Genomic DNA, 26,142 nt, shown 5'->3' with positions numbered 1-26,142 from the left:
AACCAGCTGTGGGGATAATGTCGCGTCCCGATCGGGCCCCAGGGCCTGTTAGTTACAGATTTATAGATTCCAGACAGGAGCAACCGGTGGCCAACTCACCTCAAGCGAAGAAACGCGCGCGCCAGAACGACAAGCGCCGCATGCATAACGCCAGTCTGCGCTCCATGGTGCGCACCTACATTAAGAAGGTAGTTGCGGCCATCGATGCAGGCGACGCTGAAAAAGCAAAAACTGCATACGCAGAAGCGGTTCCCGTTATCGACCGCATGGCAGACAAAGGCATTATTCACAAGAATAAAGCCGCTCGTCACAAGAGCCGCCTGAACGCTCAGGTTAAAGCTCTCGCCGCCTAATTCTTTAGGTAGCAGACACAAAAAACCCCGCAATGCGGGGTTTTTTTATGCCTGAAAGCCAGTACTTCTGCTAGAGCAAGATAAGGTTATCTCTGTGTATCAACTCATCGTCATCACGATAGCCGAGCAACTCAACAAAGTGCTCCGATGACTGCCCGAGAATCCTAGCACTCTCGCTGCTGTCATAATTTACAAGACCACGGGCGATCTCATGTCCCGCACCATCAAGACAGGAAACCAAGTCTCCCCGGTGAAAACGCCCCTGCACCGCGGTCACCCCCACCGATAGCAAACTCTTACCACCATCGCGCAATGCCCTCTCAGCACCACTATCGAGAGTGAGACTACCGCGCGCCTGTAGCTGCCCGGCAAGCCAGCGCTTCCTCGCCGCCAAGGGGTCCGCTTCCGGAAGCAGGAGAGTTCCCAAATCCTCACCCTTCCATACCCGCGTTACCACTCCCTCTCTGGCACCCCCGGCAATTACAGTGCAGGCACCGGAACGAGCCGCCAGTTGTGCCGCACGTACTTTGGTGGTCATACCTCCTCGTCCCAGACCACTGCGGGAGTCCCCCGCCATCCCCAGCAGCCTCGGATCCCGCGCCGAGGCCTCACCAACGAGCTCCGCATCGGGGTTATCGCGAGGATCTTCGGTAAAGAGCCCATCGGCATCAGTCAAAATCAACAGGGCATCCGCCTCGACAAGGTTAGCCACCAACGCCGCCAAGGTGTCGTTATCACCGAAACGTATTTCATCGGTTACGACGGTATCGTTTTCATTGACGATCGGCACAGCCCCCAAGGAGAGTAGTGTTCGCAATGTACTGCGCGCATTGAGGTAACGAGTGCGGTTGGAGAGATCATCATGATCCAACAAAATCTGCGCGCTGCGTATATCGAAGCGACCGAAAGCCTGCTCATAGACCTGCACCAAATGGCTCTGCCCTATCGCAGCTGCGGCCTGCAACTGATGGATCGACTCCGGTCTGCGGTTCCAGCCGAGACGATCCATACCCGCGGCTACTGCCCCAGAAGAAACCAACACCACTTCAACACCCTGCTGGCGCAATTCGGCGATCTGCGCCACCCAGGCGCAGATCGCCGAATTATTGACGCCTCGACCGTTATCAGTAAGTAGGGCACTGCCAATTTTTACCACCCAGCGCCGCCCCTTAGAAAGCCCTCTACGGGACACTGATACGGAGCCCATACTTCCTCCCTGGACACCGGCCCCTAGGGGCCTATCGAATTATCATCACATTGCCGGTAAAGAGCCGGAGCTGACAGAAATTCTGCGCGGCAGCACAGATTTGCCACCGGAAACATACGATTCAAGAGCGATACTCAATATCGACATCGTGATCGTCATCATCCCAGTCTTCGTCATCATCGACATGCCCCTTGGCAGCCCTGCGCTTGGCGCGATGGCTAACCCGAAGCTCCTCGATACGCTCGCGGGCTTCGCGCTGCATCTGACGCTGCGCCTCCAATTCAGCCTCAGCCAATTCCGGATCGCGATCCTCCTGCTCTTGGCGCTCCTCCAGGTAATCCATCAAGCGGCCGCTAAGTACATCCGTACCCTCACCGCGAATAGCCGCCACCCGGAACACCGGCCCTTTCCAGCCCAGCGCATCCACAACCGACTGACAGCGCTCTTCCAGTTCAGCAGCAGGCACCAGGTCAGTCTTATTCAGTACCAACCAGCGCTCGCGACCCGCCAGAGTATCGCTAAAACTAGCCAGTTCACGCTCGATAGCGCGGGCGTTCTCCACTGGGTCCGAACCATCAAATGGCGCCAGGTCTACCAAATGCAGGAGCACCCGGCAGCGAGTCAAATGCTTGAGGAAACGAATTCCCAGGCCTGCTCCTTCAGCCGCCCCCTCAATCAAACCCGGAATATCGGCAATCACAAAACTGCGATGCCGCTGTACCTGAACCACTCCTAGGTTTGGCACCAAGGTCGTGAAGGGATAGTTAGCCACCTTGGGCTTGGCCGCCGATACCGCCCGAATAAACGTGGATTTGCCGGCGTTGGGAAGCCCCAACATTCCCACATCCGCAAGCACCTTCAACTCCAACTTCAGGCTGCGAAGCTCACCCTCGCTACCATTGGTGGTCTGGCGAGGGGCTCGGTTAGTGCTCGATTTAAAGCGCGTATTACCCAAACCGTGAAAGCCCCCCTGGGCGACCAGCAGACGCTCACCGGCTCGGGTCATGTCACCAACAGCTTCACCGGTATCCACATCGATTACTGTGGTACCCACAGGCACCTTAAGAACAAGGTCTTCCCCTTTGGCCCCAGTACAGTTACGCCCACGGCCAGGCTGGCCGCTCTCAGCGGCGTAACGGGGCTGGTAGCGGTAATCTACCAGAGTGTTGAGGGAATCATCGGCCTCCAGGTAGACGGAACCGCCATCACCGCCGTCACCGCCGTCCGGTCCCCCCTTCTCTACAAACTTTTCCCTGCGGAAACTCAGGCAGCCATTGCCACCTTTACCCGCCTGCACAAATATGGGCGCCTCATCGACAAACTTCATAATCACTCCACCGCCACAGCGGTTGTCTCATCCGGTGCGCACATACACACACCTACCATCATATTCATCATACCAGCCGACAAGCCGCCACTCGCAGGCATCTGCCGCCCCAACTTCCCACCACCCCTCTATTTAGGGCTGCCCCAACAAAAAAGCCCCGCAATAGCGGGGCTTTTTATGAAGCTAGGGCTTGCGACCGCTTAAGCAGTTTCGATAGAAACGAACTTGCGGTTGTTGGGGCCTTTAACTTCAAACTTCACAACGCCGTCCGCAGTGGCGAACAGGGTGTGGTCTTTGCCCATACCAACGTTAACACCAGCGTGGAACTTGGTGCCACGTTGACGAACGATGATGTTGCCTGCCGCTACAGCTTGGCCGCCAAAGCGCTTCACGCCCAGGCGTTTACTCTCGGAATCGCGACCATTTCGCGTACTACCGCCAGCTTTCTTATGTGCCATGAGTCGTTACTCCTCTCTTATGCCTTGATGCCAGTGATTTTAACTTCGGTGTACCACTGACGGTGGCCCTGGCGCTTCATAGAGTGCTTACGACGACGGAATTTGATGATCTTCACTTTCTCGCCGCGGCCGTGGCTTACCACTTCAGCAGATACTTTAGCGCCGTCTACAACGGGAGCGCCGATGTTGATTTTATCGCCATCAACGACCATCAGCACTTTGTCGAAATCGATGGTTTCGCCAGTAGCTACTTCCAGCTTTTCCAGGCGAAGTACTTCGCCTTCTTCTACACGGTGTTGCTTGCCACCGCTCTCAATAACAGCGTACATATTTCTATGCTCCGGTATGGACGACACGAAGCAGCGGGAGGACTATCGAGTCACTGCTCCGCATTTCGGGAGCTTGCGCCGTGTTGTTTAACATCTATTTCGCCGGCGGCACCAGCAACAGTAAAGCCGCGGAGCCCGCAATCGACGGGGCGCAGATTCTAATCAATTCGCCGGGTTGATACAATAGCGGCCCTCTGCCGCCCGAGCCTTCGGGGGCGCCTGTCTAGTCGTATTAAGGAACTCTCAAATGCTGCCTTTTCACCGGGTCGCCGCCGAAGACTTTGCCGCGGTCAACCAGCGTATTCTCGACCAACTGCACTCGGATGTCCCCCTGGTGGAAAATATAGGCCACTACTTGGTTGAGGCCGGCGGCAAACGCCTGCGACCCCTGCTGGTGCTGCTATGTGCCAGGGCCTGTAACTACCGAGATGAGGGCCATATTGATTTGGCCACCATTATCGAATTTATCCACACCGCCACCCTGCTACACGATGATGTGGTAGACACTTCCGATATGCGTCGCGGCCGCCTTACCGCCAATGCCAAATGGGGCAATGCACCCAGCGTCCTGGTGGGAGACTTTCTATACTCCCGTGCCTTCCAGATGATGATTGCCCTAAAGGACATGCGCATCATGGCAATCCTCTCTGACACCACCAATACCATTGCCGAAGGTGAAGTACAGCAGCTGGTAAACGCCGGTGACCCAGAGGTCAGCGAAGAAAACTACTTCAGTGTGATTTACAAGAAAACCGGAGCGTTGTTCGAAGCGGCCTGTGAGACCGCCGCCGTTTTGGCCGACTGTTCCGCCGAGGAACAAAATGCCCTGAAACTGTATGGACGCCATTTAGGCCTCGCATTCCAGCTGGTGGATGACGCCCTGGATTATCGAGGCAACCCGGAAGAACTAGGCAAAAATGTCGGCGATGATCTTGCGGAGGGCAAGCCCACACTTCCCCTGATCTACACCATGGCCAATGGCAGCCAAAACCAGGCGGCTCTGGTAAAGGAGGCGATTGAACAGCGCAGTGCAGCAAAGCTGGTAGAAATTGTCGAGGCTATTGAGGCCTGCGGAGCACTGGATTACACCATGGAGCGGGCCCGCGCTGCCGTGGAGAATGCCAAAACTCAGCTGGATTTCCTACCCGAGAGTGATCAAAAAACCGCCCTACAACAACTAGCCAGCTTTGCCGTGGAGAGAAATGTCTAGCAGGCTCGGAGTATCGTCCTAGCCCTAGATACGAGAAGGCCAGATGTCGTAAACCAGCACCCATAAAAAAAGCCCCATAAAATGGGGCTTTTTTAATTTCAAGGCGGCAGCTCATGAAGCCTATTCAGAGCTGATCAGGAAATCATGAACGAATCAACTTTAGTAGCTCTTCGGTCTTCTCACGCATCAAAGCCTTATCCCCGCGGGACTCAACATTGAGGCGAATCACGGGTTCAGTATTGGACATGCGTAAATTAAAGCGCCACTCGGCATAAGCCACACTCAGACCATCCACATGCTCGACACTGAGTGCATCTGCACCATACTTTTCCTCTGCAGCTTTAATAACCGCTGCCGCATCCTGCACCTTGGAATTGATCTCACCCGAGCAGGGGAAAGCTGCCATGCGCTCTCCGACCAACTGGGACAGAGTCTTACCACTTCGGCTGACCAGCTCTGCCACCAACAACCAGGGGATCATGCCACTATCGCAGTAAGCGAAGTCACGGAAATAATGGTGTGCACTCATCTCACCACCATAAATGGCATCTTCTTTGCGCATGCGCTCCTTAATAAAGGCATGACCAGTTTTGCTCTGGACTGGCTCACCCCCAGCAGCACGCACAATATCTTCCGTATTCCACAGCAGGCGGGGATCGTGGACCACTTTGGCGCCTTTGTGCTTCACCAGGAAGGCCTCGGCAAGCAGGCCGACCACATAGTAGCCCTCGATAAAATCACCGTTTTCATCGAAGAAGAAACAGCGGTCAAAATCTCCATCCCAGGCAATACCAAAGTCGGCGCCACTCTCACGCACCATCTCTGCAGTAGAGGCACGGTTTTCCGGTAGGATTGGGTTGGGGATACCGTTGGGGAAATTCCCATCTGGCTGATGGTGAACCCGCACAAACTCAAAAGGCAAGTGAGGGGCTAGCACATCGACAACTGCACCTGCACCACCATTGCCCGCATTCACTACCAGCTTCAAAGGCTTCAGCGCTTTACTATCAACATAACCCAATAAGTGCTCAACAAAAGCCGGTCTGTGCTCAAAGCTCTGCAGTTCACCGCGCTCTGCAACAGGAGCGAAGTGGTTTTCCTCTGCCAGGCGCTTGATTTCCAATAACCCGGTATCCCCACTAATCGGCCTACTACCCGCGCGAACAAACTTCATGCCATTGTAATCCATGGGGTTATGGCTGGCGGTAACACAAATACCGCCATCAAAATCACCATAGAAAGTAGCGAAATACACTTCTTCAGTACCACATTCGCCGATATGAAAAACATCGGCACCGGCATCGCGTAAGCCATTCACCAGGGCATCGGTCAGTTCACCACTGGTGAGACGAATATCGTGCCCAACGACTACCCGTTGTGCATCCAGGAATTGTGCGAATGCACGCCCCACCCGGTAAGCCACATCTGTGTTCAGTTCATCTGGCACACGACCGCGCAAATCATAGGCTTTAAAGCAGGTCAGTTCTGACACTTATTTTTTCTCCTCAGCTGCTTGCTCCGGCAGATACTTATTTTCATAGACATGGTTAGTAGCTTCAATAAACCCTTCCACAGAGCCACAGTCAAAGCGCCGCCCCTTAAAAGCGTAAGCAAGAACACAGCCTTGCCGCGCCTGGGTCAGCAATGCATCAGTAATTTGCACTTCCCCATTTTTGCCAGGCGGGGTATTGCGGATAAGATCAAAAATATCTGGGGTGAGAATGTAGCGCCCTATGATTGCCTTGTTACTTGGCGCATCTTCAACGGCCGGCTTTTCCACCATATCCGTTACCTGGTATAGGCCTGGCTTGATTTCATTGCCTGCAATCACACCGAATTTATGAATCTGCTCCATCGGCACTTCTTCGACGGCCACTATGCTGCAGCGAAACTGCTTGTAAAGCTGAACCATCTGCGAAAGTACGCCAAGGTCTTCATTCAGGCACAGGTCATCAGCTAGCACCACTCCAAATGGCTCATCTCCGACTAGACGGTGCCCCTGCAAAATAGCATCACCCAGTCCACGCATCTCTCCCTGGCGAGTATAGGAGAAGCTGGCACTATCAATTACTTTATGGACAGAATCTAGGTAGCGCTCTTTACCAGTTCCGGCAATTTGATGCTCCAGCTCGTAATTGGTATCGAAGTGGTCCTCAATAGCGCGCTTACCACGCCCAGTAACGAAACCTATCTCTGTGAGGCCGGCTTCAATGGCCTCTTCTACCCCATACTGCACCAACGGCTTGTTCACCAGTGGCAACATTTCCTTCGGCATCGCCTTGGTGGCAGGCAGGAAACGGGTGCCGTAACCGGCAACCGGGAATAAACATTTCTTAAGCATTGCGCTACCCCATAATCCAGATAAATAAGCGCTCTCCTGCGCCGACGGCAACCTAACACAGCTCAGAGGAGAGTTCACCTACAAAGGATGACGCCAAATTCCTCCAATGTGTCAGCGCTCAACACAAATGATCATATAAGATGTTGTGAAGGTAATTACTACGACAGTCACAAAAATAATTTTGACTGACTGGACAAGCGACACACAGCGCTTAGAATGCCCGCTCTTACAAAAACGCTCAACATGAGTTGCGTAACCACCCAAAGCCGGGGAGAAGATGAGTAATTTTGTTCAAAAAAGTAGCTACAACAGAGAGGAGCTACTGACCTGCTCCAGCGGAGAGATGTTTGGTCCAGGCAATGCACAATTGCCCGCCCCCAATATGCTGATGTTGGACCGTATCACCCATATATCAAAAGAGGGGGGAGCATATGATAAGGGTGAAGTCATCGCCGAGCTGGATATACACCCTGACCTCTGGTTTTTTGATTGCCACTTTCCCGGTGACCCGGTAATGCCTGGGTGCTTGGGGCTCGATGCTATGTGGCAGCTCCTAGGCTATTTTTTGGCCTGGAAGGGTAATCCCGGACATGGCCGTGCCCTCGGCTGTGGGGAGGTAAAGTTTACCGGTCAGATTTTACCTACCAGCAAGAAGGTAACCTACCACATTCAAATGTCCCGGCTTGTTGAACGAAAGCTGGTTATGGGTATTGGCGATGGCACTGTGTCGGTGGATGGGCGTGAAATCTACACTGCAAAAGACCTTCGCGTTGGTTTATTTACTCGTACTGATAACTTTTAACTTTATTAAGCTCAGGCGGGCAAAACTTTAAAGGCCTTTACTACCAAGTACTGTTGGAGATCACTATGCGTCGGGTAGTCATTACCGGGATGGGCATCACATCCTGTATCGGTACCAATACAAAAGAAGTTACCGATTCACTAAGAGCAGGCCGCAGCGGTATCCGCTTCCAGGAGGAGTACAAAGAGCTAGGCCTGCGCAGCCAGGTTGCAGGCCCTGTGGATATCGATTTCAAAGAGCATATAGACCGCAAGCAACTGCGCTTTATGGGAGATGCAGCAGCCTATGCTTACATCGCCATGCGAGAGGCAATCGAAATGTCCGGCTTGGAGGAGAAAGACATCTCCAACCCTCGAACCGGCATTGTGATGGGTTCCGGCGGCACCTCCACCCAAAATATTATTGATGCCGCACACACGCTCAAGGAAAAGGGGGTTCGCCGTGTCGGCGCCTACCGAGTTCCCCAGGTGATGAACAGCACCGTTTCAGCCTGCTTATCCACACCCTATAAAATCAAAGGTGTGAACTACAGCATCTCCTCCGCCTGTGCCACAAGTGCCCACTGCATCGGCAACGGTGCCGAGCTGATTCAGATGGGCAAACAGGATATTGTCTTCGCCGGTGGCGGTGAGGAACTGGCCTGGAGTCTCACGCACCTGTTCGACGCCATGGGCGCCCTATCGAGCAAGTTTAACGACGACCCCACTAAGGCCTCACGCCCCTACGATGCCGATCGGGATGGTTTTGTTATCGCCGGTGGTGGTGGCTGTCTGATTCTGGAAGAAATGGACCATGCACTCGCCCGCGGCGCAACCATTTACGCCGAACTCACTGGCTACGGCGCAACTTCTGATGGATACGATATGGTGGCCCCGAGTGGAGAAGGCGCAGTGCGCTGCATGCAGCAAGCCCTGGCAGGTATGGATGGCAAAGGGCTTCAAGGCGGTGTGGACTACATCAACACCCATGGCACCTCAACCCCGGTCGGCGATATCGCTGAGCTAAAAGCCATGAGCGAAGTCTTTGCCGGCAAAGTGCCCGCATTTGCCTCCACCAAGTCTCTAACCGGACACTCCCTCGGCGCTGCCGGCGTGCAGGAGGCCATCTACAGTCTGCTAATGATGCAAAATAACTTTATTGCCGCTTCCGCCAATGTGGAGCACCGGGACCCAGAAGCGGAAGGGATGGATCTAGTCACTGAATTGCGCGAGTGCGAGATTAAGCGTGCCATGTCCAACAGCTTTGGTTTCGGTGGTACCAACGCGTGCCTGATTTTCGATAAAGTTTAAAGCCGTTATCTTGATCCAAATAAAAAGGGCGCCACATTGGCGCCCTTTTTACAATCGCTCTAAAGCTATTCCTGCGTCTCCGCATCCAGACGCTCCAACCACAGCTCCACCTGCCTAGTGAGGCCTTGGCGCCAGCTATGCTGCTGTATGCCAAAGACATCGCGCAACTTACCACAGGCCAACACCACCCCCCGGTTCTGGTCCGGCCCGGTTTCCAGTGCGCTGAATTGTGCGAACCTGCCCTCGTCGTAGAGTGACTGGGCTCGCTCCACAACCTCAAGGGCAAACTCCACCGCAGTACAGTCATCCGAGCTGCCGTAGTGATAGATCCCTCTAGCCTCAGCGCCACTGGCTAGTTGCTGCGCCACTGCAACTGCAACACGAGCCAGATCCAGGGCCGTGACCGGGTTACCGCTATTGCAGCCATCCAGTGTGACCGGCTCACCCGTCACAAAACCCCTTAACACCCGCCCCAGCAGAGCATCCGGATTGCTATCCACCATCCAGCCAAAACGCAGAACTGTCAGATTCTCACATCCTGATAAGGCTTCCTCACAAGCCAGCCATTGCCGCCCACTGTGAGATTGAGGTGCAGCTACCTCATCCTCGTCATATTTCCTCGGTTCACCACCGGCAAAGACCGCATAGGAAGAGAGGTGAATAACATGCTGACAGGAGCACTGTGCCAATGACTCAGCAACCTCTAGGGCTTCCGGCATACCCTGGTCATCCGCGCATGCCGACGCATTAATGACAATTGAGGCGGGGCGCAACTTATCGAGTTCTGCGAATGAGAGCAGCTGTATACGGAAACCAGCACGCTGCAGGCGTTTCTGCAGCGCGCTATCGATATCGTTTCCGGCGCGAATCAGCGCAACCCGATCCGGCTTATATCCGGTATGTAGATCAGACACAGGACAGGCCTGTTTTAGAAGGGGATATCGTCGTCAAAGCTATTATCAAAACCACCGGCAGGGCCCTGGCTTTGCTGCTGCGCAGGTTGCTGTTGGTTACTGGGAGCCTGGCGCCCCTGATTACCCTGCTGATAGCTACCTTGCTGGAAACCGCCCTGCTGTTCGTAACCGCCTTGCTGACCGCCCATCTGGCTCCCCATAGCTGCACCTGCCGCACCCATTGCGGCACCGCCCATACCCTGACCGAAACCGCCCTGCTCTCCGCGACCATCCAGCATTTGCATTTCGCTGGCAACAATCTCCGTAGTGTAGCGATCCTGACCAGTATTCTTATCCTGCCATTTACGCGTGCGCAGCGAACCTTCTACATAGACCTTTGCACCTTTACGTAAATACTCACCGGCAATCTCTGCCAAGCGGTTGAAAAATACTACGCGGTGCCATTCAGTGCGCTCCTGCTGCTGGCCAGTCTGCTTATCCTTCCAGCTCTCGCTGGTGGCTAAGCTAATGTTGGTAACCGCACCACCGCTCGGCATATATTTGGTTTCCGGGTCATTACCCAGATTGCCAATTAAGATTACTTTGTTGATACCCCTGGCCATGGCCCTCTCCTCTCTTCGACCCGGGTCCCACCCGGAGCACTAATCATTCAATATTAAATTTCAGGTACGGTTTCACTCGTACTCTGAGTATGTAAGCACGCAGCCACTTACAGCTGCAGACAGTGTATTTTTATACAGCAGCATACAACAGACACCCACTGTTAGTAAGCGCTACCCTCACGGATATCGGAGAGCCGCTCGCGCAGAGCCCACCAAAGCAGTATCCAAATTGCCACTACAACAAAACCGAGCCCCGCCACCGCACTGGTGCCACCGAGTCCGTACAGATATCCGCCCAGACTGCCGCCGACAAAGGTGCCAAAAAACTGTAGCGTCGCATACAGGCCCGAAGCTGCCCCACGGGCATCCTCCGGGGCTTTGCGAGTCAACTGGGCCGGCAGTAAGGCTTCCAACAGATTGAAGCCCACAAAGAAAATACTCAGCAGCAGTACAACTGCTATTGTTCCATTCATCGGCAGTAACGCCGCGCTGCCAGCCACCAGAGCAAGCGCCGCCAGGTTCAGCGCAAGCGGCACTTTGCCAGAGCGCTCGGCCACACGCATTAAGGGCAGCATAATGATAAAGGTGCCCAGCATTAGCGGACCATAAAGTTTCCAGTGCTCATCCGCCGGCCAATCCAGGCGATCGACTAGCACCAGTGGCAATGCCACAAACAGCGCCGTCAATAGTAAGTGAGAAAAGAAGGCCCCGCTGACCAGGCGCCAGGTCAGGCCACTACCCAATACTTTGCGGAAACCGCCCTTAAATACCGCAGGGCGCTTTGCTACTTGAGGTGTTGGCACCACCCGCCATACCAGCAACATGCCGAGTACGGCCAGTACTGCTGTCAGCCAGAAAATGGCCGGCAGTCCGCCAACACCCGCGAGTGCCGGGCCCAGTATTACCGCCAACATAAAGGCCACACCGATCGAGGCCCCGATCACGGCCATGGCAATGCCGCGCTTCTCATCCCGGGTCAAATCAGCCACTAGTGCCATCACTGCGGCAGCGATCGCTCCACATCCCTGTAACACCCGGCCAACAATCAGCCCATATACGGAATCTGTCTGCGCAGCGACGATACTGCCTAGGGCGAATAGCGCCAGGCCGGTATAAATTACGGGTTTTCGGCCCCAGCGATCAGACAGAAGTCCCAGCGGAATCTGCAATAAGGCCTGACTCAAACCGTAGGCACCCATGGCCAACCCCAGCAGCATCGGAGTGCTATCACGATAGCCTTCACCGTACACCGTGAGCACCGGCAGCACCATAAACAGGCCGAGCATGCGAAACACATAAAGGGAAGCCAGCCCACCCAGGGCTCGGCGCTCAATAGAATTCATGCAGCTCCCGGAACAGCGTCAAGTGGGCGCGCATTGTACAGCGAGTGAGCGCCAGGCTGTAGTGGGAGCAGTACAACTTTCGCGGAGATCTAGCCTCGACCATAGTCGTCATCGAAACGGACTATATCGTCCTCGCCCAGGTAGCTGCCGGACTGCACCTCGATCAGCTCCAGAGGGATGGTGCCGGGATTTTCCAACCGGTGCGTAACCCCCAGGGGGATATAGGTGGATTGATTCTCGGTAACCAGCAGCTCTTCATCACCGCGGGTCACCCTTGCGGTGCCACGCACCACAATCCAGTGCTCCGCGCGGTGGTGGTGCATCTGCAGTGAAAGCTGCTGTCCAGGCTTAACCACGATGCGTTTTACCTGAAAACGCGGACCCGCATCGATAGAGTCGTAGTAGCCCCAAGGTCTATACACCTTGCGGTGTCGCTGGGCCTCGCTGCGGCCGGAGCGCTTGAGGCTCCCCACCAGTTTTTTCACCTCCTGAACCCGCTGTTTGTCAGCAATCAGCAGGGCGTCGTCGGTATCCACCACCACCAGGTCCTCTACACCGAGTAAACTGACCAAGCGACTCTCCGCACGCACCAGGCAACCGCTGCTGCCTTCCTGCAACACATCTCCTTGCAGCAGGTTGTCGTCGTCATCCCGCTCGGCCAGCTCCCACAAACCCAGCCAGGAGCCCACATCGCTCCAGCCAGCATCCATAGGCACTACAGCCGCCGACTCCGTAGGCTCCATAACCGCATAATCCACAGATTCATCGGCACAAGCGGCGAAGGCCTCTCTATCCACCCGGGTAAAGTCGAGATCTCGAGCGGCCTGCTCGTAGGCTGTGCGACAGGCACCGAGAATATCCTCTCGATGCTGGCCCAGTTCCTCCAGATAACGGGAAGCGCGGAATAGGAACATACCGCTATTCCAGGAATAACCGCCATCGGCCAGATAGGACTCAGCTGTCTCGGCATCAGGCTTTTCAACAAATTCTGCGACTGCCCAGGCACCAGCAGAAAGCCCTTCTCCGCGGCGGATATAACCGTAACCGGTCTCAGCTCTTGTCGGAACAATACCAAAAGTCACCAAATGTCCCTGCTCAGCCAAGGCCCGGGCAGGCTTGAGTGCCTCCTGAAAGGCCGCCACATCGGCCACCGCGTGGTCCGCCGGCAGTATCAGTAGCAGGGGGTCTTTACCAGATTCAAGCGCAGCTAGGGCCGCCAGAGCGATAGCGGGTGCCGTATTGCGCGCACAGGGCTCTAGCAAAATAGATTGGGCACCGTGACCAATCTCGCGCAACTGCTCCGCTGCAGCAAAGCGATGCTCCTCATTGCACACTAAAATCGGAGCCTGTAGCTGTGCCACGCCTTCCAACCGCCTCGCGGTGGCCTGCAACATGGTTTCTTCACCTGTTAGCGGCAAAAATTGCTTTGGGTAGGTTTCCCGGGACAGTGGCCACAGGCGCGAGCCAGTGCCGCCACAAAGAATTACAGGGATCATCAGCGCTTTCTGTTCATCGGTTGGTTTTTTGCGGTAGACGATTTTGGCACATTGGGTCGCGAGTTTATACTCGGCTGTTTTCCCGGCACCGCAGTTGTGATCGCCCCGTGCGGAGCAAGTCCGTGGCCCGGCCCAGTATTAGCAGCAATATAGGTAGAGCGTGGACACGATTTATGTGAGGGGTGCTCGCACCCACAACCTGAAAAATATCGATCTGGACATCCCCCGCGACAAGCTGATCGTGATAACCGGACTGTCTGGCTCCGGTAAATCCTCCCTGGCCTTTGACACCCTTTACGCTGAAGGCCAGCGCCGCTATGTGGAATCCCTGTCCACCTATGCACGGCAATTCCTATCGATGATGGAAAAGCCGGATGTGGATACTGTTGAGGGACTGTCGCCGGCCATCTCCATTGAGCAGAAGTCCACCTCCCACAACCCGCGCTCCACCGTAGGCACCATTACTGAGATTTACGACTACCTCAGACTGTTGTTCGCCCGTGTCGGCGAACCCCGCTGCCCGGAACACGACGAACCGCTACAGGCCCAGACCGTGAGCCAGATGGTGGATCAGGTACTGACCCTGTCGGAGGGCACTAAGCTGATGCTACTGGCACCCGTAGTACGCGACCGCAAGGGCGAGCACCAGCATGTATTTGAACAGCTGCGTCGTGACGGCTTCGTTCGAGCACGTATCGATGGCGTTATCTGTGATCTGGACGACACGCCCAAGCTGGACAAGCGACGCAAGCACACCGTAGAGGTTGTGGTAGACCGCTTTAAGGTGCGCGATGACCTGCAGTTACGCCTGGCGGAGTCCTTCGAAACTGCTTTGAATCTCACCGATGGCATCGCTTCCATCAGCTTTATGGATGGTGACCAGGAAGACCGACTTTTTTCCGCACGCCACGCCTGCCCTGTCTGTGACTATTCACTGGACGAACTGGAACCTCGCCTGTTTTCCTTCAACAACCCGGCCGGCGCCTGCCCCAGTTGCGACGGCCTGGGGGTTAAGCAGTTCTTTGACGAGGATAAGGTGATTCTCGACCCAGAGAGCAGCATCTCCGAAGGTGCTATTCGCGGTTGGGACAGACGCAACATCTACTACTATCACATGCTCGACTCTCTCGCCGAGCACTACGGCTTCGATCTGGACAAACCCTGGAAGAAACTACGCAAGGGGCACCGCAAGATCATTTTACAGGGCAGTGGCGATGAGGAAATCGACTTCAGCTATGTAAATGATCGCGGTGATGTTACCGTGCGGCAGCACACTTTCGAGGGCATTATTCCCAACTTCCAACGCCGTTATCGGGACACCGAATCCCAATCTGTACGCGAAGAACTGGCCAAATACCTGAGCACACAAAAATGCCCTGAGTGCCATGGCACCCGACTGCGTCGAGAGGCCCGTCATGTCTTTGTGGACAATCGTACCCTGGCACAGATTACCGAGCTGCCCGTCGGCGATGCTTTCAACTATTTTGATCACGAGCTGACCTTCAGAGGTGCCCAAAAAGAAATTGCCGATAAAATTCTTAAAGAGCTGCGCGATCGCTTTCGCTTCCTGGTAGATGTGGGGCTCAACTACCTAACTCTGAGTCGCAGCGCAGAAACTCTATCTGGCGGTGAGGCACAGCGGATTCGCCTGGCCAGCCAGATCGGGGCCGGCCTGGTGGGCGTAATGTATATCCTCGACGAGCCTTCTATTGGCTTACACCAACGGGACAACGAACGCCTACTTAACACTCTTACCCATCTACGCGATATCGGTAACACAGTCATTGTCGTTGAGCACGATGAGGACGCTATCCGCAGTGCCGACTTTATTGTCGATATAGGCCCCGGTGCCGGTGTTCACGGTGGCGAAGTCGTCGCGGCTGGTACCGCGGATAAAATCACCAAGTGTAAAAAATCTCTCACCGGACAGTACCTGTCCGGAAAAAAGAAAATTGCTGTACCGGAAGAGCGCTACATCCCCAACGAGGACTATATGCTGCGCCTCGAAGGTGCCAGCGGCAACAATTTGCAAAACGTAGACCTGGAAATCCCCGTAGGCCTCTTTACCTGTGTCACTGGTGTCTCGGGCTCTGGTAAATCTACCCTAATCAATACCACCCTCTACCCTCTTGCAGCCACAGCACTCAATAAAGCCACCACCTTGAAGGCCTCCCCATATGAGTCCGTTCATGGGTTAGAGCATTTCGATAAATGTGTGGATATCGATCAGAGCCCTATAGGCCGCACCCCAAGGTCTAATCCGGCCACCTACACAGGTATTTTTACCCCGATTCGAGAGCTATTTGCCGGTACCCAGGAAGCGCGCTCACGTGGCTACAAGCCAGGCCGTTTCAGCTTTAATGTAAAAGGCGGTCGCTGTGAGGCTTGTCAGGGCGACGGTGTGATCAAAGTCGAAATGCATTTTCTACCGGATATCTATGTGCCCTGCGACACCTGCCATGGTAAACGGTACAACCGCGAAACCCTGGAAGTACATTACAAAGGCAAAAATATCCACGAGGTATTGGAAATGACAGTGGAAGATGCGCGAGAGTTTTTTGACCCCGTGCCCGCAATTGCCAAGAAATTACAAACCTTGATGGATGTCGGTCTCTCCTATATCAAACTTGGCCAGGCGGCCACCACACTTTCCGGTGGCGAAGCGCAGCGAGTAAAACTCTCTCGTGAACTGTCCAAGCGCGACACCGGCCAAACCTTGTATATCCTTGACGAACCCACCACTGGCCTGCATTTTGCCGACATCCAATTATTACTGGATGTCTTACATCGCCTGCGCGATCACGGCAATACCATCGTGGTTATCGAACACAATCTGGACGTCATTAAAACTGCCGACTGGATTGTGGACCTGGGCCCGGAAGGCGGCTCCGGTGGAGGACAGATTATTGCAGCAGGGACTCCAGAGGATGTGGCAGAAATGAAAGTTTCCCATACCGGCCGCTTCCTAAAGCCGATGCTTGGGTAATCAATAGTACGGAGCTGGATCGCAATCTGGCTCCTATATCAATAAAACCACCGAATACATGCCGCGACGGAACGTGGGAAATGATAAAAAAATTGGATCAAGAAAAGTTAAACTTAATTATTGCACTATGCGCAATGATGGTTTCCCTTGCCTCCTTCTATGCAACTTATCTGCAGGCCGAAGCAGCAAATAAACAAGTCAAAATAATGACCATGCCTGTAATTCAATTTTCACAGAGCAATTACGACCTTGAGGATAACAAACCATCAATTTACTTTGAACTTCACAATGTGGGGGCAAGCCCAGCTCTGTTGAAGAGTTTCAGCATCAACTATGAGCAAACTACCTATCATACCGCCAGGGAATTTCTGAATGCTTGCTGCCAACAGGAATATCAGGAATTCACAAAAAAATTGACAGGTGATGACGACACCACCAGCCTAGATAAAGGAAATATACTCACCTCAACTTTATCCAACAGCTTAATCCCAGCGAACTCCAAGCGCCGAATATTTGCATTATTTTATGGTGAGCGATCTTACAACCTTTGGGAAAAGCTAGACAAAGAAAGAGGGAAAATATCAGTCGACTTCTGCTTCTGCTCACCCTTGGGTGGATGCTATCGTTCAGAGGACGAGGGAACCTCTATGGAGGTTGAAGCATGTACAACAAACCGCACTTAGTCAATTTTCATTAGATAGAATTCTAACAGAGTTTTCCCTAATCGTGAGCTGCGACGAATGAAAATCGATATCAACTGCGATCTAGGTGAAGGTAGCGATCTAAAAAGCTGTATTAGAGACACGCAAATCATGCCCTTTATTTCCCGCTGCAATATCGCCTGTGGCGCTCACGCAGGAAATCGGGACATTATGCGCCTTTCCATTTTCAACGCACAAAAACATCATTTAAAAATTGGAGCACACCCCGGCTACCCAGATCGGGAAAATTTTGGAAGAAAGTCTATCAAACTCCCAATAAATCTATTACTTGACTCATTGTTTCAACAGATCGAGCAGCTGCAATTCCTGACTACTGAAGCAGGTGTACTGCTGGATCACGTTAAACTACATGGCGCTTTATATAACGATGCCGAAGCAGATAGGTTACTCGCTAAAGAAATTATCTCACTCTTCGCCAAAGAGTATCCCTCTCTGAAAATTATCGGTTTAGCCAACGGTGCGATGGAGTCTGTAGCAATAGAGAAGCAGTGCACCTTTTATCGGGAGGGTTTTATAGATAGGCACTACTTAAACAAAGACAAATTAGCCCCACGTAATCTACCTGGCTCAGTGCTAAACAATATTGAAAACTGCCTAGAACGAGCTGTCGCATTGGCAAAGGGTACAGACTTCACAAGCTATTATGGCACACCGCTGAAATTCTCTGTGGATACGATTTGTTTACATGGTGACAATCCTGCCGCTCTAAAAATCGCAAAAGCACTAGTCAAGCACCTACAACATCATGGCCTGAACATACAATCGTGACATCCTCCAAACAAAGAAATCACTCGACTATGCTCGATTTTAGTGTTTACCCAAATGGAGATAGTGCGTTAGATATCCGTTTCAACTCAGAGCCAAGTGAAAACCTTAGCCGTTATATTATTGGGCTTAAAGAATATCTCCTTAATAAAAACCCCAATAACTTTATTGAATTAATTCCTGCCTATCAATGTCTGACTCTGATTTTTAACCCTGCTTTATTTGATAGCGAGATGCTCTCACAGAAAGTTCAACAATCAATTCAAGACTTCCTTAAAGCCCACAAAAACATCTCACGAAAACCCCGTACTATTCGCATTCCTGTGTGCTATGAATCAATTTTTGCTCCAGATATTTCAATATTGAGCAAACACACTGGCTTATCCAGCAAAGAAATTATTAAGCTGCATACAGCACCCTCTTATCTCGTACATATGTTGGGCTTTACTCCCGGATTTTTGTATCTCGGCGGTCTCAACCCTAGACTGGAATGTCCTCGCAAAAAAAATCCACGGGTGCGCATTCCTGCAGGAGCTGTTGGCATCGGCGGCAGCCAGACAGGAGTTTACCCACAGGCCACACCAGGAGGGTGGCAAATTATCGGCCAGACTCCCATTCAATTATTCCAACCCTACAGCAGCCATCCATTTATTGCAGATCCATTAGATATCATTAAGTTCTATTCGATCAATCAAGCAGAATTTGACGATATTCATCAGTCTATAATGTGAAACTGATCTAACTATGAGTATCTATTTTATTCGTCCAGGACTACAAACAAGCATTCAAGACTTTGGACGCCCAGGTCTAATGCACTGTGGAATTCCCCAGGGGGGCGCAGCCGACATCCTGTCCATGCAACTTGCCAATCTGCTATTGGGTAACTGCCTTAACAACCCTGTATTGGAATTAACGTTAACTGGTCCAGTTATTAGGTTCGAATGTGATATCTCAATAGCTATCACAGGAGCACAATTCAATGTTCTGTTAAATAAAATAACTGTAGAAAATTACAAGGTCATCAAAGTTAAGCGGGGAGATATTTTAGAGTTTGGTCGACTACTAAGTGGCACCAGAGCATATATTGGCTTATCCGCCAAAATTTCTACCCCCCAGGCTTTCAACAGCGTATCAACACACTTAATCAGTCACTTTGGAGGCAACAAAGGAAAGGCTATCAGTTACGAAGAACGCTTTAATTTGAAAAATATTCGCATCGCAAAATCCGCTCACATAGATCGAAGCCTACAACCCTGCTATCAATCTCGACCACTTTTGAGAGTCATCTACGGACCAGAAAAAAAGCGATTTACAGAGTTAACATTAAATAATTTTTTTAGAAAAACCTTTCAAGTATCCGCCCAGAGCAATCGTATGGGGATTCGCCTATCCCCATCAATCATTGTAGACTCTAAAGCTATTACGGACAGTTCGGATGAAATGATTTCCTCCGGACTTTACCCAGGCAGTATTCAGATACCTAACAATGGCGAACCCATTATTTCTTTTATTGAGGGGCAAACTATCGGCGGATATCCTCGTATTGCCCATATCATTCGAGCCGACCTGCATAGATTAGGACAACTCAAGGCTCAGGATAAAATTAATTTTCAACTAGTCAATCAAGCACAGGCAAGAGAGATACTATTAAAAAAAATGAAGTATCTTGAGAACCTTAAAAATTATCTAGCACCAGAAAATAATGAGTCTTTCATCCTCTAAAGCAAGGCTTAGGTTAACGTTTTTCACTTTATGTAAGAAAAACAATTAAACTACGAAAGTCGCCCCCTTATGTAGCAGCCTGGTCACACATTGTGACTAAGCAATATTTATCCAAACCAACCAACGCGCACTCCAAAAACCATCGACACTCCCAACTTAATAAAATATTTTTCACGAAATCTGTCAGACCAATTGGTCCAGCATGACTTAGTAGTTTTAATTAGTCTTTAGCTAGACCAAAAGTCCATTATTAACTAGTCTTCTTGGGTTTTACCTAAAGCGCGATTTGGACGAGTGTCCTACTTAGCTAACTGCAAGCGTTGAAGTGACGTTATTTTCTACAACTTGTGTTCGCGATGCGGCCTGGTCCAGAGAGAAAACACCAATTACCGGAAGGGGATTAATAATGATAAAAATTCTCCGTGGTTTAACTATGGCATTTATTGCCAGCTCACTCCTTATCACCTCATATGCACAAGCAGAACCAGGTGATTACAATTTTTGGAAAACCCTCAAACACCTCTTTGACCCTCCCAACGCTGATGCACCGGTCTCTACCCAGCAAGCTCAGGGGATGTATCCTCTGACCATGCACGACCCAAGCTTTAACGATGACTTCGAGCCTAAAGATTTTAATACTTGGCAAAAAGTAGATGTTCCTGCCAGTACCGGCGCCATGTGTGGCAATGGCTCCCCCTATAAATTTTTTGTTTATCGGGTGCCCGATACCAGCAATACCATTTTTTATTTTGAAGGTGGCGGTGCCTGTTGGGACTACGAAAGCTGCTCCGGCCAGGCTGGTATTCGCGGGGCACGCAACCCTAATGGCATCCCTGATGACTATCTCAGTAATGTACACCTCCTAGATTTCACAAATTTCGATAATCTCACTACCGCAGGTGTTTCACCCCTTATTTATACTCACCATCCTTACAACCAGTATAAAACTGGCGAGTGGAACATGGTTTACGTTCCATACTGTACTGGTGATATTTATGTTGGTGATAAGACAGAGATATATAAGGATAAGACTGGACAGAATTCGGATCTAATTTGGCATCATAATGGCCTGCGCAATGTGCAGGCAGTAACCTCATGGGTAAAGAATAATTTGCAGAAACCCAAGCAAATGCTTGCCGCTGGTTGCAGTGCAGGCAGCGTAGGGGCTCTGTTAAATTACACGAAGCTTCGTGAGGATATGGATGTCGAATACGGCTATCTGATAGATGATTCCGGCCCGCTTTACAAAGCGCCTCTGGACAGTGAAAACAACACTCAATACCCATCCTTACCGTTACACAACGAAGTGCTTCATTCCTGGACTACTTATACAACTGATGGGGATCCCAATGAAGAGAACCCTATTAATGCGATAAAATCTTTTACTCCAGGATTTGACAGCAATCAGTTGGCTTCGATATACCGCGCACTGTCAGATAAATTCCCTACAGATCGCCTGGGTATCACGCACTTCCTGGCGGATGGTAACTTTTCTTCATACTCCTATGAGCGCTTCTACGAAGATATTTACAACGACCCAGATGCCAACTCTCGTTTAGATAAACTACGCCAGCGCTGGCAAAAGGACACCCATGAAAATCTAATACCACTCTTGGATCAAACCAGTAATTGGGGCTACTACTTCCCAATGTTTCGCAACCTAAATGAGAGCCACTGCACCACTATTATTGACCTCAAGTACGGTGAAATTGCTGAGCATGGATTGGAGTTAGAGGACTTCCTAAACAACATCGTGAACCACAACGGTGGTGGAATGATTCGCGCCTATGAGACAGATAAAGTATCTGACTTTGATAACAACAGTAATTGGTTCTATGACTTGATTGGCTTATTTATGTAAGAGAGCTAAGCGGAAGACAGTGCTGCTGACTAACAGCAGCACTGTTATTTGATTAGCTACCGTACACTGTTTCCCGAGCTTCCTGTAAGCGTTGTCGCAAATATTCTTGCTTATTCATTCCATTGGGAAAAGATGTCATTTGCTGAACCTCTTCAACAATAGAGCGCTCTAGATCTTTATAGGTAGAGAAGCCTGGCACTTGAGTATGTGGGTCATAGCGGCTAATCACTGACTGAGCCTTTTCTCGATAAATATTAAAAAGTTCTTCGGCGCGCTGCTTGAAATCGGCTTCGTTAAGGCTATTTTTTTCTAACCAGGCTAGTTTCATCGACAGTGCTTCATAACCCGTTACTCGTTTCTCACTCTCCACCTGCTCAATTGCGTCCCAGGCCTCAGCACTGGATAAGTTCCCAAGGTCGGCAAAGTAATCTTTTAACTCCTGCTTTAACTTCTCACGATCGAGATAGGCCTTCACCCTAGGATGGTCCAGTAGTTCCACCATCTCCGTTGTATCCAGCTCTGACCAAGGTATTTTTTCAGAGATATCCTGTGCCAACCCATTATTTTCCTTTAATGGCTGCACAAACTGTTGCACTCTCGCCACACTTTCTTTGACATTAATATCGTAATGATCAATGCCGACAACAGCTAGGCTTACTGCACCGGCAAGCAATATCAGTTTTTTCATATCCAATTACCGAGCAAATTTAAATTTATATTTCGTTATGTCGGTAACTATATAAGCAGAGAAAAGCGGGGGGATGAATGGGAAGGGCGTCCCAGCTGAAGAGATATGCGCCAATATCTATTAAACAGCTGGAAAGTAAGTAAATCAGCTAAAGCGACTTATACCCAGCTCAAAGGTTGTTCATCACCTTTTTTAGCAGAACAGGGGTCTTTGGAGGTCTTTGGTGCGACATAGCCTAGCTGCTGCTCTTTAGGCAGATTTTGGGCCTCCCAGCTGGCAACCGCCTCTGCACAGAGAATACGTTGCTCTGCAGTAATCACAACACCACTGGGCCATTTGCCCAACTCAATTGCTCGCCGCAGGCTGGCAACAATTTGCGGGTTCAAATTATTTAACAACTGCTCAAAAGACATACAAAATTCTCCTGTATATACAAAAAAGGCCGGTCTATGACCGGCCTTCCGTAGCAAAATTGCTAGTGCAACTTATGCTTCAGCAGCTTCGTCTTCAACTTGTGGACGATCCACCAGTTCTACGTAAGCCATCGGTGCTTTGTCACCAGCGCGGAAACCACACTTCAGGATACGGATATATCCACCTGGACGGGCTTCGTAACGAGGACCCAGCTCATCGAACAACTTGCGCACAGCATCCTTATCACGGATACGAGCGAAAGCCAGACGACGGTTGGCAACACTGTCTTTCTTAGCCAGGGTAATCAGCGGCTCGGCGACGCGACGCAGCTCCTTGGCTTTTGGCAGTGTAGTTTTGATCAGTTCGTGCTCTACCAGAGAAGCGGTCATGTTCTTGAACATGGCCTTGCGGTGAGCGCTGGTACGGCTGAATTTACGGCCACTATAGCGATGACGCATGACTCAATTCCTTACGACCACAGTTGCTGTCTCAGCAGGTCGTTCTGGAGCGGTGTCGCGCTAAGCTGTGGCACCGCTCGGGTTCTTTCTACTAGTCGCGACATCGCCGCGACTACCAAATGCTTACAGGGGGCTTAATTTGCTATCGCCTTTAAGGCTGGCCGGTGGCCAGTTTTCCAGACGCATACCCAGTGACAAACCACGGGAAGCCAGTACATCCTTGATTTCAGTCAGAGACTTCTTGCCAAGGTTCGGAGTCTTCAGCAGCTCTACTTCAGTGCGCTGAATCAGGTCACCGATGTAGTAGATGTTTTCCGCTTTCAGACAGTTAGCCGAACGTACGGTGAGTTCCAGGTCGTCAACCGGGCGCAGCAATACTGGGTCAACTTCGGGCTCTTCCGCCTTCGGTTGCGCATCTTTCTCGCCTTCCAGGTCCACAAATACTGCCAGCTGTTGCTGCAGAATAGTGGCTGCACGACGAATAGCTTCTTCTGGGTCCAGGGTACCATTGGTCTCCAGGTCCAAAACCAGCTTATCCAGATCGGTACGCTGCTCTACACGCGCGCTTTCCACGCTGTAAGATACACGGCGAACCGGGCTGTAAGATGCGTCCAGTTGCAGACGGCCAATCGCGCGGCTTTCCTCTTCCTCATCACGGCGAGCGTCGGCGGGCTGATAACCACGCCCACGCGCAACAGTGAGTCGCAGGTTGAGTTCTACATCACCTGTGATATTGGCAATCACGTGTTCAGGATTCACAATCTCGATATCGTGATCTACCTGGATATCTCCAGCGGTCACTGCACCCGGGCCCTTCTTGCTCAGGCTTAATACCGCCTGATCTTTGCCGTGCATAACAACCGCGATTTCTTTCAGGTTGAGCAAGATTTCAATAACATCTTCTTGCACACCTTCAATCGCGCTGTACTCGTGCTCGACACCGTCGATTTCTACTTCGGTGACGGCGCAGCCCGGCATGGAGGACAGCAGGATGCGACGCAGCGCATTGCCAAGAGTGTGGCCGAAACCACGCTCCAGGGGCTCCAGAACCACTTTGGCGTGATTCGGATTGTACTCGGTGACGTCAATACGACGCGGTGTCAAAAACTCGTTGACAGCAGTCTGCATAGCCATACCTGTTTACAGTTGCATTCCTTAAAGTGGACTAATTGTTACTTGGAGTACAGTTCCACAATAAGGTTTTCGTTGATCTCTGCCGGCAGATCGACACGATCCGGAGTGCGCTTAAAAGTGCCTTCCAGTTTGCTCGCGTTTACGTCTACCCACTCGACATCGCCACGCTGGGCAGCGAGGGAAACGGAATTCTGGATACGCAGCTGCTTCTTGGCTTTCTCACGTACAGCGATAACGTCGCCTTCTTTAACTTGGAAAGAAGGAATGTTAACGGTAGTGCCGTTTACAAGAATTGCTTTGTGGGAAACCAGCTGACGCGCTTCAGAGCGAGTTGAGCCGAAGCCCATGCGGTAAACCACGTTGTCCAGACGCTGCTCGAGAAGTTGCAGCAGGTTTTCACCTGTAGCGCCCTTCAGACGTGCTGCTTCCTTATAGTAGTTACGGAACTGCTTTTCCAGTACGCCGTAGATACGACGAACTTTTTGCTTTTCACGCAGCTGGATGCCGTAGTCGGACAGACGGCCGCGACCAGCGCCATGCTGGCCGGGCTTAGATTCTGCGCGACACTTGGAGTCGTGCGGACGTACACCACTCTTCAGCTGCAGGTCAGTCCCTTCACGACGGGACAGTTTACATTTTGGTCCAATATAACGTGCCATTCTATCAGCCCCCTCTTACACGCGACGTTTCTTGGGCGGACGACATCCGTTATGCGGGATAGGCGTCACGTCGGTGATGTTGGTGATTTTGTAGCCGCAGTTGTTCAGTGCGCGAACAGCGGATTCGCGACCGGGGCCAGGGCCCTTCACTTCTACGTCGAGGTTTTTCAGGCCGTATTCCTGAGCTGCAGTACCTGCGCGCTCAGCGGCAACCTGGGCTGCAAACGGGGTGCTCTTACGTGAGCCACGGAAGCCAGATCCACCTGCGGTGGCCCAGCTGAGGGTATTACCCTGGCGATCAGTGATCGTCACGATCGTGTTGTTGAACGATGCGTGGATGTGGGCAATACCGTCGACAACGGTCTTTTTGACCTTTTTGCGAACAGTAGTTTTTGGCTTAGCCATACCAGTATCCTAAATCCTGTATCAAATCCCCGCGGCGATTAGCCGGCCGGGGCATCTTGAACCGCGATTTCGCGCCTTAGTTAAGGCTTACTTGCGAATCGGCTTGCGCGGACCCTTACGGGTACGAGCATTGGTCTTGGTGCGCTGACCACGCAGCGGCAAGCTGCGACGGTGACGCAGACCGCGATAGCAACCCAGGTCCATCAAACGCTTGATGTTCATGGATACTTCACGGCGCAGGTCGCCTTCTACGGTAAGCTTTGCAACTTCACCGCGGATGGTTTCGATCTGCTCTTCAGACAGGTCGCGGATTTTGGTGGATTCAGCGATACCAACCGCTGCCAAAATAGACTTAGCCGTAGTAAGACCTACCCCATAAATGTGGGTCAGGGAGATCACGGCGTGCTTGTGGTCTGGTACATTGACACCAGCAATACGTGCCATAGAGGCGTACTCCACGTATTGGGAGCCACTGCTTTATATTAAGTATGTGACTCTACTTTGATTTCGGCGCTGACAGCGACTAAAAAACCGACGGCGCCACCAAAAAGGCGCGCAAGAATAGCTTTTCAGACACCAAATTGCAATAGCCCACGGCCACCACGGCCTCCCGCAGCGGATGTGGACGACAGTCAACGCCCCCTAGCGGAGGTCCAA

Annotated in this window: 27 protein-coding genes; 10 read left to right on the top strand and 17 right to left on the bottom strand. The window is 51.8% G+C overall.

Annotated features, from left to right (window positions below; translation table 11 throughout):
- Window positions 1-86 precede the first annotated feature (86 nt).
- Complete coding sequence (gene rpsT, locus ACJJIO_RS12650) at window positions 87-353, top strand: 30S ribosomal protein S20 (protein WP_020411431.1); 267 nt, start codon at window positions 87-89, stop codon at window positions 351-353.
- Between the two features lie 70 nt (window positions 354-423).
- On the opposite strand, the gene proB is transcribed toward rpsT, so the two are convergent.
- The 4 genes from proB to rplU all read right to left on the bottom strand — a co-directional run bounded on the left by proB (window position 424) and on the right by rplU (window position 3,674).
- The gene (gene proB / locus ACJJIO_RS12645; RefSeq protein WP_444887968.1) at window positions 424-1,560 is read right to left on the bottom strand and encodes a glutamate 5-kinase; all 1,137 of its coding nucleotides are present in this window, start codon (window positions 1,558-1,560) and stop codon (window positions 424-426) included.
- 121 nt (window positions 1,561-1,681) lie between these two features.
- Window positions 1,682-2,887 (bottom strand): Obg family GTPase CgtA, encoded by a 1,206-nt coding sequence (cgtA, locus tag ACJJIO_RS12640; RefSeq protein WP_444908658.1) that lies wholly within the window; start codon window positions 2,885-2,887, stop codon window positions 1,682-1,684.
- A 200-nt stretch (window positions 2,888-3,087) separates the two neighbouring features.
- Entirely contained in the window at window positions 3,088-3,345 is a 258-nt protein-coding gene (gene rpmA / locus ACJJIO_RS12635) for a 50S ribosomal protein L27 (RefSeq protein WP_067086922.1), read from the bottom strand.
- A gap of 17 nt (window positions 3,346-3,362) precedes the next feature.
- Window positions 3,363-3,674 carry a 50S ribosomal protein L21 gene (gene rplU, locus ACJJIO_RS12630; protein WP_252084438.1) on the bottom strand — a complete coding sequence of 104 codons (312 nt, stop codon included), beginning with the start codon at window positions 3,672-3,674 and terminating at the stop codon, window positions 3,363-3,365.
- A gap of 247 nt (window positions 3,675-3,921) precedes the next feature.
- Here rplU and ispB point away from each other — a divergent pair, with 247 nt between their 5' ends.
- The gene (gene ispB / locus ACJJIO_RS12625; protein ID WP_444908657.1) at window positions 3,922-4,884 is read left to right on the top strand and encodes an octaprenyl diphosphate synthase; all 963 of its coding nucleotides are present in this window, start codon (window positions 3,922-3,924) and stop codon (window positions 4,882-4,884) included.
- 142 nt (window positions 4,885-5,026) lie between these two features.
- Here the strand turns inward: ispB and ACJJIO_RS12620 are convergent, their stop codons facing one another.
- Together ACJJIO_RS12620 and galU are read right to left on the bottom strand one after the other, a co-directional pair.
- A complete protein-coding gene (locus ACJJIO_RS12620) occupies window positions 5,027-6,376 on the bottom strand; it encodes a phosphohexomutase domain-containing protein (protein ID WP_444908656.1) in 1,350 nt (449 codons plus the stop codon).
- Window positions 6,377-7,225 carry a UTP--glucose-1-phosphate uridylyltransferase GalU gene (galU, locus tag ACJJIO_RS12615; RefSeq protein ID WP_444908655.1) on the bottom strand — a complete coding sequence of 283 codons (849 nt, stop codon included), beginning with the start codon at window positions 7,223-7,225 and terminating at the stop codon, window positions 6,377-6,379.
- A 277-nt stretch (window positions 7,226-7,502) separates the two neighbouring features.
- Between galU and fabA the strand changes: the two genes are divergently transcribed.
- Together fabA and fabB are read left to right on the top strand one after the other, a co-directional pair.
- Complete coding sequence (gene fabA / locus ACJJIO_RS12610) at window positions 7,503-8,027, top strand: 3-hydroxyacyl-[acyl-carrier-protein] dehydratase FabA (protein WP_444883698.1); 525 nt, start codon at window positions 7,503-7,505, stop codon at window positions 8,025-8,027.
- Window positions 8,028-8,092: 65 nt separating this feature from the next.
- Window positions 8,093-9,316: a beta-ketoacyl-ACP synthase I gene (fabB, locus tag ACJJIO_RS12605; RefSeq protein ID WP_444887964.1), complete on the top strand. Its 1,224-nt coding sequence runs from the start codon at window positions 8,093-8,095 to the stop codon at window positions 9,314-9,316.
- A gap of 65 nt (window positions 9,317-9,381) precedes the next feature.
- Here the strand turns inward: fabB and ACJJIO_RS12600 are convergent, their stop codons facing one another.
- The 4 genes from ACJJIO_RS12600 to ACJJIO_RS12585 form a co-directional block, all read right to left on the bottom strand.
- Entirely contained in the window at window positions 9,382-10,230 is an 849-nt protein-coding gene (locus tag ACJJIO_RS12600; protein ID WP_444908654.1) for a sugar nucleotide-binding protein, read from the bottom strand.
- A 14-nt stretch (window positions 10,231-10,244) separates the two neighbouring features.
- Window positions 10,245-10,832 carry a single-stranded DNA-binding protein gene (gene ssb / locus ACJJIO_RS12595; protein ID WP_444908653.1) on the bottom strand — a complete coding sequence of 196 codons (588 nt, stop codon included), beginning with the start codon at window positions 10,830-10,832 and terminating at the stop codon, window positions 10,245-10,247.
- Between the two features lie 161 nt (window positions 10,833-10,993).
- Window positions 10,994-12,175: an MFS transporter gene (locus ACJJIO_RS12590; RefSeq protein WP_444887961.1), complete on the bottom strand. Its 1,182-nt coding sequence runs from the start codon at window positions 12,173-12,175 to the stop codon at window positions 10,994-10,996.
- A gap of 89 nt (window positions 12,176-12,264) precedes the next feature.
- Entirely contained in the window at window positions 12,265-13,671 is a 1,407-nt protein-coding gene (locus ACJJIO_RS12585) for a mannose-1-phosphate guanylyltransferase/mannose-6-phosphate isomerase (protein ID WP_444908652.1), read from the bottom strand.
- A 160-nt stretch (window positions 13,672-13,831) separates the two neighbouring features.
- Between ACJJIO_RS12585 and uvrA the strand changes: the two genes are divergently transcribed.
- The 6 genes from uvrA (at window position 13,832) to ACJJIO_RS12555 (ending at window position 21,727) form a co-directional block, all read left to right on the top strand.
- Window positions 13,832-16,657 carry an excinuclease ABC subunit UvrA gene (gene uvrA, locus ACJJIO_RS12580; protein WP_444908651.1) on the top strand — a complete coding sequence of 942 codons (2,826 nt, stop codon included), beginning with the start codon at window positions 13,832-13,834 and terminating at the stop codon, window positions 16,655-16,657.
- 80 nt (window positions 16,658-16,737) lie between these two features.
- Window positions 16,738-17,340, top strand: coding sequence for a hypothetical protein (locus ACJJIO_RS12575; protein WP_444908650.1), 603 nt, complete (start codon window positions 16,738-16,740; stop codon window positions 17,338-17,340).
- Between the two features lie 57 nt (window positions 17,341-17,397).
- Window positions 17,398-18,147 carry a 5-oxoprolinase subunit PxpA gene (gene pxpA / locus ACJJIO_RS12570; RefSeq protein ID WP_444908649.1) on the top strand — a complete coding sequence of 250 codons (750 nt, stop codon included), beginning with the start codon at window positions 17,398-17,400 and terminating at the stop codon, window positions 18,145-18,147.
- Between the two features lie 29 nt (window positions 18,148-18,176).
- Window positions 18,177-18,875, top strand: a complete 699-nt coding sequence (pxpB, locus tag ACJJIO_RS12565; protein ID WP_444908648.1) for a 5-oxoprolinase subunit PxpB — start codon at window positions 18,177-18,179, stop codon at window positions 18,873-18,875.
- 13 nt (window positions 18,876-18,888) lie between these two features.
- Complete coding sequence (locus ACJJIO_RS12560; RefSeq protein WP_444908647.1) at window positions 18,889-19,866, top strand: 5-oxoprolinase subunit C family protein; 978 nt, start codon at window positions 18,889-18,891, stop codon at window positions 19,864-19,866.
- Between the two features lie 406 nt (window positions 19,867-20,272).
- Window positions 20,273-21,727, top strand: coding sequence for a pectin acetylesterase-family hydrolase (locus ACJJIO_RS12555; protein ID WP_444887955.1), 1,455 nt, complete (start codon window positions 20,273-20,275; stop codon window positions 21,725-21,727).
- Between the two features lie 52 nt (window positions 21,728-21,779).
- Here the strand turns inward: ACJJIO_RS12555 and ACJJIO_RS12550 are convergent, their stop codons facing one another.
- The 7 genes from ACJJIO_RS12550 to rpsM form a co-directional block, all read right to left on the bottom strand.
- Complete coding sequence (locus tag ACJJIO_RS12550) at window positions 21,780-22,415, bottom strand: hypothetical protein (RefSeq protein WP_444887954.1); 636 nt, start codon at window positions 22,413-22,415, stop codon at window positions 21,780-21,782.
- Window positions 22,416-22,573: 158 nt separating this feature from the next.
- Window positions 22,574-22,828, bottom strand: a complete 255-nt coding sequence (locus ACJJIO_RS12545) for a YeaC family protein (RefSeq protein WP_444908646.1) — start codon at window positions 22,826-22,828, stop codon at window positions 22,574-22,576.
- 72 nt (window positions 22,829-22,900) lie between these two features.
- Window positions 22,901-23,287, bottom strand: a complete 387-nt coding sequence (gene rplQ / locus ACJJIO_RS12540) for a 50S ribosomal protein L17 (protein WP_152451171.1) — start codon at window positions 23,285-23,287, stop codon at window positions 22,901-22,903.
- 123 nt (window positions 23,288-23,410) lie between these two features.
- Window positions 23,411-24,415, bottom strand: coding sequence for a DNA-directed RNA polymerase subunit alpha (locus ACJJIO_RS12535; RefSeq protein WP_252084420.1), 1,005 nt, complete (start codon window positions 24,413-24,415; stop codon window positions 23,411-23,413).
- Between the two features lie 44 nt (window positions 24,416-24,459).
- A complete protein-coding gene (rpsD, locus tag ACJJIO_RS12530) occupies window positions 24,460-25,080 on the bottom strand; it encodes a 30S ribosomal protein S4 (RefSeq protein WP_108731669.1) in 621 nt (206 codons plus the stop codon).
- A gap of 15 nt (window positions 25,081-25,095) precedes the next feature.
- Window positions 25,096-25,485, bottom strand: a complete 390-nt coding sequence (gene rpsK, locus ACJJIO_RS12525; protein WP_020411406.1) for a 30S ribosomal protein S11 — start codon at window positions 25,483-25,485, stop codon at window positions 25,096-25,098.
- 87 nt (window positions 25,486-25,572) lie between these two features.
- The gene (rpsM, locus tag ACJJIO_RS12520; protein ID WP_152451165.1) at window positions 25,573-25,929 is read right to left on the bottom strand and encodes a 30S ribosomal protein S13; all 357 of its coding nucleotides are present in this window, start codon (window positions 25,927-25,929) and stop codon (window positions 25,573-25,575) included.
- Window positions 25,930-26,142 lie beyond the last annotated feature (213 nt).

The sequence above is a fragment of the Microbulbifer mixtoriginis (SeqCode) genome (assembly GCF_052467235.1).
This window is presented reverse-complemented; position numbering and strand designations above follow the sequence as displayed.